We start from the raw sequence: 13,387 nt of genomic DNA, 5'->3' as shown, positions 1-13,387 counted from the left end.
GCTTCGTCCGATTTTTTTCGGCGTCCCTCGAACCCGAGATCGACGGGCTTCGACAGAGTAACCAAGCCGCGGCGCAACTCTCACCCAAATCCAACCGTGAAATTCAGATGAAAAGTCCCGCTGTCTTCGTCCTGTTTCTGGCGCTGACGTCGACCACGGTCTGCCTGGCCCAGACCGCGGAGAAGCAGGCCTGCAATGTGAACGTCGACATTACCGATGCCGACCCCAAGGGCACCAACGTAAGGGCAACTCCGGGAGGAACTGCCATCGCGTCGCTGAAGAACACTACGAGTGACGGCTGGATCGGCGTGCATGTCACCGGCCAGTTCGGCGACTGGTACGAGATCGACCGCGCCAGCCTGATCGACGCCGATCAGCCGCCCGGAGGCAAGGTCGTATTCCAGGGCAAGGGATATTTGCACAAAAGCGTGGTGGGCGTCAGCGGCATGCAAAATGGCGGTGCAGTCTATCTCAACCACGACATCAGAAGCGGCCTGGTTGATCCTCATGCCGCCGGCGATCAGCGTGTCGACATGTTGGGTTGCTGGGGTGAATTTCTCAAGGTTCATGTCAAGAAGGGCACGGGCTGGACCACGGCGGTCTGCACCAACATGAACACCACCTGCAGTTGACCATCCGAGCGGCTTCATCGCGCGATACCCGTTTTCTCCGGAGATTTCGAATATGAAGTCGTTTGCCGCAGCCGTTGTCTGCCTGGCGCTGGCAGCGGCGCCCGCGCTTGGCGCTGACTATGAGACGAGAGAAAAATCACCACTTTATGAGCTGCATCTGCGGATACCCGCGAGCGCCGTGGCGATCGCAGCGCTGAAGCTCAGGATCCTGGCGCTGTACAAAGTCGACGCCGACCAGGCCAAGAGCGACGCCAAGGACGACAGGGAAGGAAACCCGAGTTTCCATCCCTACAGCATCGACACCAACTGGCGCGTGACCTTCGAAAGCGACGCCGTGCTCAGCCTTTCAGCCGAGACCAATGCAGACACCGGCGGCGCCCATCCCAATCAGGCATTCCAGACCCTTGTCTGGGACAAGAAAGCCGACCGCGCAGTGCCGATCGATGCGCTATTCCAGCCGGAACAGGTCCGCGATGCGCTGATGGCGATCGCTGATGCGGCTGCTAAGGCCTGGGCCAGAACCTATACGCAGCGCAGCGGTCAGCAACCCGGGCCGGATACTGATGTTGCCGGGAATGGTATTGCTGCAGACCCTGACAAGCTCAAGGCCTATGCGCTGACCTACGCCAAGGGGGAGATGGCTGCCAATGGAATCGTGCTGCTGTACGGCGCAGGCCAGGCATGGCCGCATGTGTTGGGCGATTTCCGGCTAGCTGTGCCCGCAACCGTTTTCGCGAAATATCTCAAGCCGCAGTGGAAGGCCGTATTCAACGCGTCCTGACGCGAAAACTCCGCGCATTCTCTCCTCAGGGCGCCACGCCCGCAATCGCCAGCACGGTGTGCATCAGCACGTTGGTCCCCGCGGTGCAGTCTACCTGCGTGGCATCCTCCAGCTCGTTGTGGCTGATGCCATCCTTGCAGGGCACGAACACCATCGCCGCCGGCATCACGGTGTTGAGGTTGCAGGCATCGTGACCGGCGCCGGAGGTGATGCGGCGGCTGGAATAGCCGAGCGTATTGGTGGCATTCTCGACGGCCGCAATCAGCTTGGGGTCGAAATGCGCCGGCGCCTTGCGCCAGACCAGATCAAGCTTCACCTCGACCTTGCGGCGCGCGGCGATCTCGGCAATCGCCGCACGCAGGTCGCGATCGAGCGCGTCCATGATCGCGGCATCCGCGCTGCGGCAATCAACCGTGAAGGCGATCTCGCCGGGGATGACGTTGCGCGACGGATTTGCGATCACGGCCTCGCCAATCGTGCCGACCGCTTTCGGTCCGTGCTTCTTCGCGATGGTCTCCATCGCCAGCACGATCTCCGAGAGCGTCGCCAATGCGTCGCGACGCAGCGGCATCGGTGTCGAGCCGGCATGGCTTTCGAAGCCGGTGATATGACCGTCGTACCACAACACGCCCTGGCCCGAGTCGACGACGCCGATGGTCTTGGCTTCCGCCTCCAGGATCGGTCCCTGCTCGATATGAAGCTCGACGAAGCAGCCGAGCTTCTGGAAGCCGACCGGCTTGTCGCCGCGGTAGCCGATCGTATCCAGCGCGTGGCCCACCGTGACGCCCTCGGCATCCTTTCGCGACAGGATATCGTCGGTGGTGAAATCGCCGACATAGGCGGCAGAGGCCATCATGGCCGGCGCAAAGCGCGAGCCTTCCTCGTTGGTCCAGTTGACGACGCAGATCGGCGCCTCGGTCTCGATGCCGGCGTCGTTCAGCGTGCGGATCACCTCCAGCGCGCCGAGCGTTCCCAGAATGCCGTCATACTTGCCGCCGGTCGGCTGCGTATCGAGATGCGAGCCGATGCCGACGGGCAATTTCGACATGTCGCGGCCCTTCCGCAATCCGAACATCGAGCCCAGCGTGTCGACGTGCACCTCGAGCCCTGCGTCCTCGCATGCCTTGCGGAACCAGTCGCGCACCTGCTTGTCCTCGGTGCTCAGCGTCAGCCGCCGCACGCCGCCCTTCTGCGTCGCGCCGAATTGCGCGGTCTCGTGGATGGAGCCCCAGAGGCGCGCGGAATCGATTTGTAGATTGGTGGCGGCTCGGCTCATGCGTTCGTTCCATTCTCGTCCGGCCCACTTTCAATGACGCGCCGTCATCTCCGCGTCAACCGCGAGGCTCTTCTGCGCGATCTGCTGCGCGAGATCTGCGACACGCTCGACGGCGATGACATCGGGCGAGGCGAGCCAGCTTGCCGTGAAGGTCAGCGGCGTGATGTTCAGGTCGGTATCGAGCAGTTGCAACCGTCCGTCGGCGAGTTCTTTCTCGACGATCGCTGCAGGTATCACGGCGATGCCGAGTCCCTCGACGGCCATGTGGATGACGGTCGCAAGCGATGCGCTCGCGTGCAGCCGGATCGGCGGCAATTCGGGCCGGTCGAACACCTCGCGCACGACCTCGTAGGGTTTGGTCTTGCGCGGGAAGGTGATGATCGGAAAGCGCGCGAGGTCCTGCCGGGTGACGGGACCGTGGCCGAGCCCGAGCGAAGGGCTTGCGAGAAAGCCGATCGGATAGTCGGAGAGCATGCGATTGTGCACGCCGGCAGCCGATAGCGGCCCGACCACGAAGGCCAGCTCGATTTCCTGCGCCAAGAGGCGCGCTGCGAGGTTCGGCGTGATGTCGACCTCGATCTCCAGCGACAGGTTCGGATAGATCTCGTTCACGCTCTTGACGAGCCGCGGCAGCCAGGTGTGCACGATGGTCTCGGCGACGCCGAGCCGCATCACGCCGCGCATCGCGGACGCGTTGCCGATCTCGGCCATCATCGCCGCGCGCAGGCCGATCAGCTTCTCCGCATAGACCATCATCTGCCGTCCGCTCGGCGTCGGCGATGCGATACGATGATCGCGGTTGAGGAGCTTTACGCCCATCTCGCGCTCGAGCTGGGCGATGCGCTGGGAGATCGCCGGCTGGGTGGTGTTGAGCCGCGCCGCGGCTCCCCGGAAGCTGCCGAGCTTCACGACCCAGAGGAAGGTTTCGATCGACCTGAAGTCCAGCATTGGGAGGATTTTTTCCGGTCGATAAATGAAGTTTATCGATCTATATTAGAAAGGAAGATTAGACTTTATAACATGCTTGGTGTTCGCTGTCCTTGTCGAGATTATAGGCAGGTCGATCAAATGACTGTTTTGGTGGCAGTGCAGCAAACTGAAACAAGCGATACCCTTCCGAGCCGTCGGGCCCGGCTCGTCTACCGCGGGGGAGAGGTCGGCTCGACGGCCGGCGTCGCCCCCGGCTTCGTTCAGGGCAATCTGGCGATCCTGCCCGAGAAATACGCCAGCGCCTTTCACCGTTTCTGCCAGCTCAATCCCAAGCCGTGCCCGATCATCGGCATGTCCGATGTCGGAAGTCCTTTCATTCCGGCACTGGGCGCCGATCTCGACATCCGCACCGACGTGCCGCGCTACCGTGTGTGGCGCGACGGCGAGGTCGTGGAGGAGCCGACCGACATCACGAAACACTGGCGCGACGATCTCGTGACCTTCGTGCTGGGCTGCTCGTTCTCGTTTGAAGAGGCGCTGCTCGACGAGGGCATGCCGATCCGCCACATCGAGCACAATGTGCGCGTGCCGATGTACCGCACCAACATAGCCTGCGGCGAGTCAGGTCCGTTCGCCGGTCCCATGGTGGTGTCGATGCGTCCGTTCAAGCCGGCGGATGCAATCCGCGCGGTGCAGATCACCTCGCGCTATCCAGCCGTGCACGGCGCGCCCGTGCATCTCGGCCATCCACACCTGATCGGCATCAAGGACCTTGCCAAGCCCGACTACGGCGATCCCGTGCCGGTCGCCGATGACGAGATTCCGGTGTTCTGGGCATGCGGCGTCACGCCGCAGTCCGTGATCAACGCCGCCAGGCTGCCGTTCGCGATCACGCATTCGCCGGGCCTGATGCTGGTCACGGACCTGAAAAACAAGAACATGGCCGTGATTTAGTGGGCAGCATATGCTGCTTCTTCGGGCTTTACCGTACACACCAATCGCTCCATCGATAGCCGCAGATTTTTGCAAGGGGACGCTGCAATGACGATGAATCGCCGTGAATTGTTGCTGGGTGCAACCGCCGCTGCCGCGCTGATGCCGATCGTGGCGCGCGCGCAGACCTCCGAAGTGGTGATTGGCGCGACCTATCCGTTGTCGGGCTCCGGCGCCCAGGTGGGTGTTGATGCGCAACGGGCGTTCGAGACCGCGGTCGATATCATCAACAACGATCAAGACTTCGACCTTCCACTGGCAAAGGGCGTCGGTTTGCCCGGCCTCGGCGGCGCGAAGATCCGCATTGTGTACGCCGACCATCAGGGCGACCCGCAAAAGGGGCGCGCCGAAGCCGAGCGACTGATCACGCAGGAAAAGGTCTGCGCGGTGCTCGGCTCCTATCAGAGCGCGGTCGCGGTCACGGTCAGCCAGATCTGCGAGCGTTACCAGACGCCGTTCCTGTCGGCGGACAATTCCTCGCCCAGCCTGCATCGCCGCGGTCTGAAGTACTATTTCCGCGCCTCGCCGCATGACGAGATGTTCTCGGCCGGGATGTTCGATTTCCTCGATGCGATGAAGAAAAAGGGCACCAAGATCGAGACCTTGGCGCTGTTCCACGAGGACACGATCTTCGGCACCGACTCTGCGAATGCCCAGATCAAGCTCGCAGCCGAGCGCGGCTACAAGATCGTCGCCGACATCAAGTATCGCGCCAACTCGCCGTCGCTGTCGGCCGAAGTCCAGCAGCTCAAGGCCGCCAATGCCGACGTGCTGATGCCCTCAAGCTACACGACTGACGGCATTCTCCTGGTCAAGACCATGGCCGAGCTCGGCTACAAGCCGAACAACATCGTAGCCCAGGCCGCCGGCTTCTCCGAGAAGGCGCTCTATGATGCTGTCGGCGACAAGCTCGAGGGTGCGATCACCCGCGGCAGCTTCTCGCTCGATCTCGCCGCCAAGCGGCCCATGGTCGGCAAGATCAATGACCTGTTCAAGGCGAAGTCGGGCAAGGACCTCAACGACAACACCTCGCGGCAATTCATGGCAATGATCGTGATTGCGGACGCCATCAACCGCGCCAAGTCGACCGACGGCGAGAAGATCCGCGATGCAATGGCTGCAACCGACATACCGGGCGAGCAGACCATCATGCCCTGGAAGCGCGTCAAATTCGACGAGATGGGCCAGAACAACGATGCCGACCCGGTGCTGCTGCAATATGTCGGCGGCAAGTTCGTCACCATCTTTCCGGCGCAGGCGGCAGTGGCCGAACCGATCTGGCCGATGAAGTAGACAGGCCGCAGGGCAGGGTGGGGGACCAAGCACTGTGACAGCCGAGACCATTATCCAAAGTCTTGCGAGCGGCCTTCTCATGGGGCTGCTCTACGGGCTGATCGCCGTCGGGCTCGCTTTGATCTTCGGCCTGATGGACGTCGTGAACTTCGCTCATGGCGAGTTCCTGATGATCGCGATGTATGCGACCTTCTTCCTGTTCACGTTCTTTGCGATCGATCCCTTGCTGTCGGCGCCGCTGGTTGCTGCGGCCTTGTTCGTGTTCGGGGCCGTGATCTATCTCCTGGTCGTTCGCTTTGCAATGCGTGCCAAGGCCAATGCCGGCATGGTGCAGATCTTCGCGACCTTTGGCCTGGCGATCGTGATGCGGGGATTGGCCCAGCTCTTCTTCACGCCGGACTATCGCAGCGTCACCCACTCCTGGCTCGGCGGCAAGACCATCTCGGTCGCCGGCATCTTCCTGCCGGCGCCGCAGCTGGTTGGCGCTCTGGTGTCGATCGCGGCGTTTGCCGGGCTCTATTTCTTCATCAACCGCACCGATTTCGGCCGCGCGCTGGAGGCAACTCGTGAAGACCCCGGCGCGGTCGCGCTGGTCGGCATCGACAAGAACCGCGTGTTCGCGCTCGGATGGGGCCTTGGCGCCGCCCTGGTCGGTTTGTCCGGTGCCATCATGGCGGTCTTCTTCTACATCTATCCCGATGTCGGGGCATCCTTTGCGCTGATCGCCTATGTCACGGTGGCGCTCGGCGGCTTCGGCAGCGTGTTCGGCGCCTTTGCCGGCGGCATCATTGTCGGCCTCGTCGAGGCGACGACGGCGCTGGTGCTGCCGCCATCGCTGAAATCAGTCGGCATCTACGCCGTCTATCTCCTCGTTGTCTTCATCCGGCCGCGCGGCCTGTTCGGGTCGATGTGATGGACAAGAATTTTTCTGCGCGGCGCCGCCGCGACCTGATCATTGCCGCCGTGTTGGCGGTGATCGCGGCACTGGTGCCGCTGTTCGTGAAGGACGTCTACGTCCAGAACATCATGATCCTGACGCTGATGTACGCAGCGTTGTCGCAGAGCTGGAATATCCTCTCCGGTTATTGCGGACAGATTTCGCTCGGCCACGCCCTTTATTTCGGGTTGGGTGCCTATACCACCGCGCTTCTCTTCATGAAGTTCGGGGTGCTGCCGTGGTTCGGGATGATCGCCGGCGGATTGATCTCCGCAGCGATCGCGATGGCGCTCGGCTATCCCTGTTTCCGCCTCGGCGGCCACTATTTCGCGATTGCCACCATCGTGATCGCCGAGATTGCGCTGCTGTTGATCCAGAACTGGGATTGGGCGGGCGCGGCGCTCGGCATCGACATTCCCGTGCGTGGCGACAGCTGGTTGAAGTTCCAGTTCACGCGAAGCAAGCTGCCTTACTTCTACTTTGCCCTCGCACTCGCCTGCGTCGCCTGGTTCGTCACCTGGTGGCTGGAAGATTCCAAATGGGGCTTCTGGTGGCGCGCGGTGAAGGATAATCCGCAGGCGGCCGAGAGTCTGGGCGTCGACGTGTTCGATTCCAAGATGGGCGCCGCAGCCGTCTCGGCCTTTCTCGTCGCGGTCGGCGGCAGCTTCTACGCGCAGTTCGTCTCCTATATAGATCCTGAAAGCGTGATGGGCTTCCAGTTCTCCCTGCTGATGGCGCTGCCGGCGGTGCTGGGCGGGATCGGCACCCTCTGGGGGCCCGCGCTCGGCGCGATCATCCTGATCCCGCTGACGGAATTGACGCGCTCCTATATCGGCGGTTCGGGGCGCGGCGTCGATCTCATCGTCTATGGCTCACTGATCATCCTGATCTCGCTGGCGCTGCCGCGGGGACTGGTGAGCCTGTTCTCCTCGCGCAAGGGAGCCGCACGATGACCGCGCTCCTCGAAACGCGCGGCGTCTGGCAGCGCTTTGGCGGCCTCGTCGCCAACTCCGACGTCTCGATCTCGGTCGGCCGCGGCGAGATCGTCGGGCTGATCGGCCCCAACGGCGCCGGCAAGTCGACGCTGTTCAATCTCATCGCCGGCGTCCTGCCGCCGACGCAAGGCTCGATCTGGTTCGACGGCGAGGACGTCACGCGCATGCCGGCAGCCGAGCGCTGCCAGCGCGGCGTCGGGCGCACCTTCCAGGTCGTCAAGAGCTTTGAGACCATGACCGTCATCGACAACGTCATCGTCGGCGCGCTGGTGCGCAACACCGTGATGCGCGAGGCCCGTCGCAAGGCGCATGAGGTGCTGGAGTTCACCGGCCTTGCAGCGCGCGCCGGCGTGCTCGCAAGCGACCTCGTGCCGGCCGAGAAGCGGCGCCTCGAAGTGGCGCGCGCGCTTGCGACCGAACCGAAGCTCCTGCTGCTCGATGAAGTCCTCACCGGCCTCACGCCGACGGAAGCGCAGACCGGCGTCGCGCTGGTGCGCAAGGTGCGCGATGCCGGCATCACCGTGCTCATGGTCGAGCATGTCATGGAGATCGTGATGCCGCTGGTCGACCGCGCCATCGTGCTCGACCTCGGCAAGGTGCTGGTCGAGGGCAAGCCGGCCGACGTGGTCCGCGATCCCAAGGTGATCAGCGCATATCTGGGAGATCGTCATGCTCAAAGTGCATGAAATCACGACCGCCTATCAGGGGCTGGTTGCGATCTCCTCCGTGTCGATCGACGTCGAGAAGGGCGAGATCGTCTGCGTCGCCGGCGCCAACGGTGCGGGCAAGTCGACGCTGCTGAAATCCATCGCTGGCGCCGAGCGCCCGCGCTCTGGCACCGTGACGTTCGACGGCAAGCGGCTCGACGGCATGGCGCAGCATCGCATCACGGCCACCGGCATCGCCTATGTGCCGGAGAACCGCCGCCTGTTCCCGCGCCTGTCGGTGCGCGACAATCTTCGCCTTGGCAGCTATCTCTACCGCGGCGAGGCGGATCGCGAAGGGCCGCTCGACCTCGTGTTCAATCTGTTCCCGCGTCTGTCCGAACGGCTCGAGCAGCGCGCCGAAACGCTCTCCGGCGGTGAGCAGCAGATGCTCGCGATCGGCCGCGCGTTGATGACGCGCCCACGGCTGTTGATGCTCGACGAGCCCTCGCAGGGCATCATGCCAAAGCTCGTCGACGAGATTTTTCAGGCCGTCAAGCGCATCCGCGACGCCGGCATGACCGTGCTGATCGTCGAGCAACGCATGGCCGAGTGCCTGGAGATCGCCGATCGCGCCTACATCCTGCAAACCGGCCGCGTGCTGATGCAGGGCCCTTCCGCCGAGATCAAGGGCAACCCGGACGTACGCAAGGCGTATCTGGGGCTCTAGCCGCGAAGAACATTTCGTAGACTGGGCGACGGCGCGCAAGCGCCGTGCCAGCCGTTTTTGTGGCAGCATAGTTGGTGGGCACGCTTCGCTTTGCCCACCCTACGAGATGCAAAGTCTTGGGCACGCGCGTCCCGCGCTGCCGGTGTCATCGCCCGACTTGATCGGGCGATCCAGTACTCCGAGACGCCAGAGAGATACGGATGAGCTGCAGCGTACTGGATTCCCCGCTTTCGCGGGGAATGACATCGATCGCGGAGGTGCCGCTATGCCGCCCTTGGCCGCGCTACACTAGTGCTCATGCTCCGGCAGCGTCAGCCCGTACACCTTCACGAGATCCTTCACCTGCTCCGGCGACAGATGCCGCGCGTTCAACCCGCGCAGCAGCAGATAGAGCTTCGCCGTCTCCTCCAGCTCCTCCGTCGCGAACACGGCGGCTTCCAGCGTGTCGCCGGCGACGACCGGGCCGTGATTGGCGAGCAGCACGGATGAATATTTCCCGGCCAGCCCCTTGATCGCATCCGCCACCGCCGGATCGCCAGGGCGGTAATAGGGCACGAGCGCGGTGGCGCCGCATTTCATCAGATAGTAGGCCGTCATCGGCGGCAATGCGGCGCGCGGATCGATCTCGGGCAGCATCGAGAGCGCAACCGAATGGGTCGAGTGCAGATGCACGATCGCGCGCGCCGCGCCCCGCGTCTCATAGAGCGCGGTGTGCAGCGGAACCTCCTTGGTCGGCGCATCGCCGGAGATGAGCCGGCCGGATTGATCCAGCCGTGACAGCCGCGCTGGATCGAGGAAGCCGAGCGAGGCGTTGGTCGGCGTCACCAGCCAGCCGCCGTCGGGAAGCTTGACGCTGATATTGCCGGACGAGCCCGGCGTCAGACCGCGCTCGAACAGCGAACGGCCGAAGCGGCAGATATCCTCGCGAAGTTTGCTCTCATTGCTCATGGAAGGGACGCCTCGTGCACTCGTTGTCTCACGCTTTGGCAGCGCGGCCAAGCCGTGATATGCGGTTCACGAGGCCGCCGAGACCGGCCATTGAGGAACGTTCCAAGGGATCAATAGCATGTCGTCAGCCTCGCAGAACCCGCGTATCGCCGTCATCGGGCTCGGCTCGATGGGCTTTGGCATGGCCACATCGCTGAAACGGGCGGGATTTGCCGTCACCGGCTGCGACGTCTCGGCCGACTCGGTCGCGCGCTTCGTGAAGGACGGCGGCGCCGGCGCAAAGTCGCCGGCGGAGGCGGCGAGGGACGCCGACATCGTCGTCAGCGTCGTCGTCAACGCGGCGCAGACTGAGGCGATCCTGTTCGGCCAAAGCGGGGCCGCGGAGACCATGCCGAGGGACAGCGTCTTCATCTCCTCCGCCACCATGGACCCCGACGTCGCCCGGCGCCTCGCAAAGCAGCTCGAGGAAACCGGCCGGCACTACCTGGATGCGCCGATCTCCGGCGGCGCGCAGCGCGCCGCGCAAGGCGAATTGACCATCCTCGCCTCCGGCAGTCCGGCCGCGTTCGCCAAGGCGCGCCCCGCGCTCGATGCCATGGCGGCCAAGCTCTACGAGCTCGGCGATGCCGCGGGCCAGGGCGCCGCCTTCAAGATGATCAACCAGCTCCTCGCCGGCGTGCACATCGCCGCGGCCAGCGAAGCGATCGCCTTCGCCGCCAAGCAGGGTCTCGACATCCGGAAAGTGTACGAGGTGATCACGGCGTCGGCCGGCAATTCCTGGATGTTCGAGAACCGCATGCCGCACGTGCTCGACGGCGACTACACCCCGCGCAGCGCGGTCGAGATTTTCGTGAAGGACCTCGGCATCATCCAGGACATGGCGCGGTCGGCAAAATTCCCGGTGCCGGTCTCGGCCGCTGCTCTCCAGATGTTCCTCATGACCGCAGCGGCCGGCATGGGCCGAGACGACGATGCGTCGGTGGCGCGGATGTATGCGCAGGTGACCGGCGTGAAGCTGCCAGGCGATAAATAACAAGAGGATTCCGATGCCCCGCTTTGCCGCCAACCTCTCGATGATGTTCACCGAGGTACCGTTCCTCGACCGCTTCGATGCCGCCGCACAGGCCGGTTTCACCGCCGTCGAATTCCTGTTTCCCTATGAGCACCCGGCCGAAGCGGTCGGCGAGCGCTTGAAGCGCAACGAATTGACGCAGGCGCTGTTCAACCTGCCGCCCGGCAATTGGGACGCCGGCGAGAAGGGCTTTGCGGCGCTGCCTTCGCGCTTTGCCGATCTCAAGCAGAGTCTCGAGACGGCGCTGCCCTATGCCAAAGCGACCGGCGTCAAGCGGTTGCACCTGATGGCCGGCATGGCCAACCGCGGCGATCGTCTCGCGATCGAGGCCTTCTACAAGTCGGTGGCGTGGGCCGCGGAGTTCTTTGCGCCGCATGGCATCGACATCGTGATCGAGCCGATCAACCCGCGCAATGTCCCCGGCTATTTCCTCAACGACTTCGGCTTCGCGCGCGACGTGGTCGAGGAACTGAGGATCCCGAACCTCAAGCTCCAGTTCGACATCTATCACTGCCAGATCATCCATGGCGACGTCACCATGCGCCTGCGCGAGATGATGCCGATCATCGGCCATATCCAGATCGCCAGCAACCCCTCGCGCAACGAGCCCGATAGCGAGGAGCTGAACTATCCCTTCCTGTTCGCCGAGCTCGACCGGCTCGGCTATGCCGGCTTCGTCGGCTGCGAATACAATCCGCGCGGCAAGACCGCCGATGGTCTCGCCTGGTTCAAGCCTTATGCCGGAGCAAAGTCGTGACACTTGCGCTGGGTTGTATCGCCGACGACTATACCGGCGCCTCCGATCTCGCCAACACGCTGACGCGCGCGGGCCTGCGTACCGTGCAGACCATCGGCGTGCCGTCCGACGACCTGGCGCTACCCGAGGTCGATGCCGTCGTGGTATCGCTGAAGAGTCGCTCGATCGAGGCAGGCCTTGCGGTGACGCGCTCGCGCGCGGCGGAGAAATGGCTGCGCGGCCGCGGCGCGAGTCACGTGCTGTTCAAGATCTGCTCGACCTTCGATTCCACCGACGCGGGCAATATCGGCCCGGTGATGGACGCGCTGCGCGACGACTGCGGCGAGACGATCGTGCTGGTGACGCCGGCCTTCCCGGAGACCGGCCGCACCGTCTACCAGGGCAATCTCTTCGTCGGCACCGTTCCGCTCAACGAAAGCCCGCTGAAGGACCACCCGCTCAACCCGATGCACGATTCCAACCTGGTGCGGGTCCTGGCGCGGCAGAGCAGGACCAAGGTCGGTCTCGTCAACCTCGGAAGCGTGACGCGTGGCGCCGATGCCGTGCGCGCGCAGCTCGCGGAGCTGTCGGCCAGGGGCATGGGAGCGGCGATCATCGATGCCGTGTTCGATCGCGATCTCGAGACCATCGGCCTCGTCGCAGCTGGCCATCGGCTGTCGGTGGGCGCCTCCGGCATCGGCCTTGGGCTGGCGCGGGCGCTGGTCTCGACGGGAACGGTGAGTCCGAATTTCGCAGCTGCCGACGCGGGCGCGCCGGTTGGCGGACCGGCTGCGTGTCTCGCCGGAAGCTGCTCGCAGGCGACCCTTCAGCAGATCGCGAACGCCGAACGTGTCATGCCGGTGTTACATTTAAACCCCGAGCAAATTGTCGCAGGTGGAAGCGAAGCGCAGCGCGCGCTCGCCTGGGCGAAGCCCCGGCTCGCTGATGGTCCGGTGCTGATCGCTTCGAGCGCCACGCCGGAGGCAGTCGGTGCGGTGCAGGCGCGTTACGGCCGAGATGCCGCCGGTCACGCGATCGAGCAGGCCATGGCGGATATCGCCGAAGGATTGGTGCAGTCGGGTGTTCGGCGTCTTGTCGTTGCCGGCGGCGAGACATCGGGCGCCGTCGTCGATCGCCTGAAAATTCCAGGCTTTCTCGTTGGCGCGGAGATCGCTGCGGGAGTCCCGGTATTGCGCGCGGTGGGCGCAAACGAAGGCAGCATGCTGCTTGCCCTAAAATCAGGCAATTTCGGCGGGCCGGAGTTTTTCTCCGACGCGCTTGGGCTCATGCGCTGAGCGCAGGGCTGTCTTAGTCCTCTGTTTATTTCTTTCGGGTTCCGTACTCGTACGGAGTCGTAGTTAACATCTGCTCAGGTCGTTTGTTGTTTGATGTCGGCCGCACTCCCTTTGGTTGCAGCCAT

The 13,387-nt window shown here is 63.9% G+C and carries 14 protein-coding genes; 11 read left to right on the top strand and 3 right to left on the bottom strand.

Going from position 1 to position 13,387, the window contains the following annotated elements:
- The first annotated feature begins 107 nt into the window (after positions 1 to 107).
- Both Q3C01_RS05585 and Q3C01_RS05580 read left to right on the top strand, forming a co-directional pair.
- Positions 108 to 632 carry a hypothetical protein gene (locus Q3C01_RS05585; RefSeq protein ID WP_458144334.1) on the top strand — a complete coding sequence of 175 codons (525 nt, stop codon included), beginning with the start codon at positions 108 to 110 and terminating at the stop codon, positions 630 to 632.
- A gap of 52 nt (positions 633 to 684) precedes the next feature.
- A complete protein-coding gene (locus Q3C01_RS05580) occupies positions 685 to 1,413 on the top strand; it encodes a DUF4163 domain-containing protein (protein WP_458144333.1) in 729 nt (242 codons plus the stop codon).
- Positions 1,414 to 1,438: 25 nt separating this feature from the next.
- On the opposite strand, the gene Q3C01_RS05575 is transcribed toward Q3C01_RS05580, so the two are convergent.
- Both Q3C01_RS05575 and Q3C01_RS05570 read right to left on the bottom strand, forming a co-directional pair.
- A complete protein-coding gene (locus Q3C01_RS05575) occupies positions 1,439 to 2,689 on the bottom strand; it encodes a Zn-dependent hydrolase (protein ID WP_458144332.1) in 1,251 nt (416 codons plus the stop codon).
- Positions 2,690 to 2,719: 30 nt separating this feature from the next.
- Positions 2,720 to 3,637, bottom strand: a complete 918-nt coding sequence (locus Q3C01_RS05570) for a LysR family transcriptional regulator (RefSeq protein WP_458144331.1) — start codon at positions 3,635 to 3,637, stop codon at positions 2,720 to 2,722.
- A gap of 120 nt (positions 3,638 to 3,757) precedes the next feature.
- Between Q3C01_RS05570 and Q3C01_RS05565 the strand changes: the two genes are divergently transcribed.
- From Q3C01_RS05565 to Q3C01_RS05540, 6 genes are all read left to right on the top strand, one after another.
- Complete coding sequence (locus tag Q3C01_RS05565) at positions 3,758 to 4,573, top strand: putative hydro-lyase (RefSeq protein WP_458144330.1); 816 nt, start codon at positions 3,758 to 3,760, stop codon at positions 4,571 to 4,573.
- 87 nt (positions 4,574 to 4,660) lie between these two features.
- On the top strand, positions 4,661 to 5,905 hold the full coding sequence (locus tag Q3C01_RS05560; RefSeq protein ID WP_458144329.1) for an ABC transporter substrate-binding protein: 1,245 nt from the start codon (positions 4,661 to 4,663) through the stop codon (positions 5,903 to 5,905).
- A gap of 34 nt (positions 5,906 to 5,939) precedes the next feature.
- Positions 5,940 to 6,818, top strand: a complete 879-nt coding sequence (locus tag Q3C01_RS05555; RefSeq protein WP_458144328.1) for a branched-chain amino acid ABC transporter permease — start codon at positions 5,940 to 5,942, stop codon at positions 6,816 to 6,818.
- Complete coding sequence (locus Q3C01_RS05550) at positions 6,818 to 7,795, top strand: branched-chain amino acid ABC transporter permease (RefSeq protein WP_458144327.1); 978 nt, start codon at positions 6,818 to 6,820, stop codon at positions 7,793 to 7,795. Before Q3C01_RS05555 ends, Q3C01_RS05550 begins: the two co-directional genes overlap by 1 nt.
- Positions 7,792 to 8,523, top strand: a complete 732-nt coding sequence (locus tag Q3C01_RS05545) for an ABC transporter ATP-binding protein (RefSeq protein WP_254106997.1) — start codon at positions 7,792 to 7,794, stop codon at positions 8,521 to 8,523. The genes Q3C01_RS05550 and Q3C01_RS05545 overlap by 4 nt, the downstream gene beginning before the upstream one ends.
- Entirely contained in the window at positions 8,507 to 9,211 is a 705-nt protein-coding gene (locus Q3C01_RS05540; protein WP_458144326.1) for an ABC transporter ATP-binding protein, read from the top strand. Before Q3C01_RS05545 ends, Q3C01_RS05540 begins: the two co-directional genes overlap by 17 nt.
- Before the next feature lie 288 nt (positions 9,212 to 9,499).
- Here the strand turns inward: Q3C01_RS05540 and otnC are convergent, their stop codons facing one another.
- Complete coding sequence (otnC, locus tag Q3C01_RS05535) at positions 9,500 to 10,159, bottom strand: 3-oxo-tetronate 4-phosphate decarboxylase (RefSeq protein ID WP_458144325.1); 660 nt, start codon at positions 10,157 to 10,159, stop codon at positions 9,500 to 9,502.
- A gap of 118 nt (positions 10,160 to 10,277) precedes the next feature.
- On the opposite strand from otnC, the gene ltnD reads away from it, so the two are divergent.
- From ltnD to otnK, 3 genes are read left to right on the top strand one after another with little or no spacing between them, the layout of a single operon-like run.
- On the top strand, positions 10,278 to 11,192 hold the full coding sequence (gene ltnD, locus Q3C01_RS05530) for an L-threonate dehydrogenase (RefSeq protein WP_458144324.1): 915 nt from the start codon (positions 10,278 to 10,280) through the stop codon (positions 11,190 to 11,192).
- Positions 11,193 to 11,205: 13 nt separating this feature from the next.
- A complete protein-coding gene (gene otnI, locus Q3C01_RS05525) occupies positions 11,206 to 11,988 on the top strand; it encodes a 2-oxo-tetronate isomerase (protein ID WP_458144323.1) in 783 nt (260 codons plus the stop codon).
- Positions 11,985 to 13,262 (top strand): 3-oxo-tetronate kinase, encoded by a 1,278-nt coding sequence (gene otnK, locus Q3C01_RS05520; RefSeq protein ID WP_458144322.1) that lies wholly within the window; start codon positions 11,985 to 11,987, stop codon positions 13,260 to 13,262. Before otnI ends, otnK begins: the two co-directional genes overlap by 4 nt.
- The last annotated feature ends 125 nt before the right edge of the window (positions 13,263 to 13,387 follow it).

Source organism: Bradyrhizobium sp. UFLA05-109 (assembly GCF_054185165.1).
This window is presented reverse-complemented; position numbering and strand designations above follow the sequence as displayed.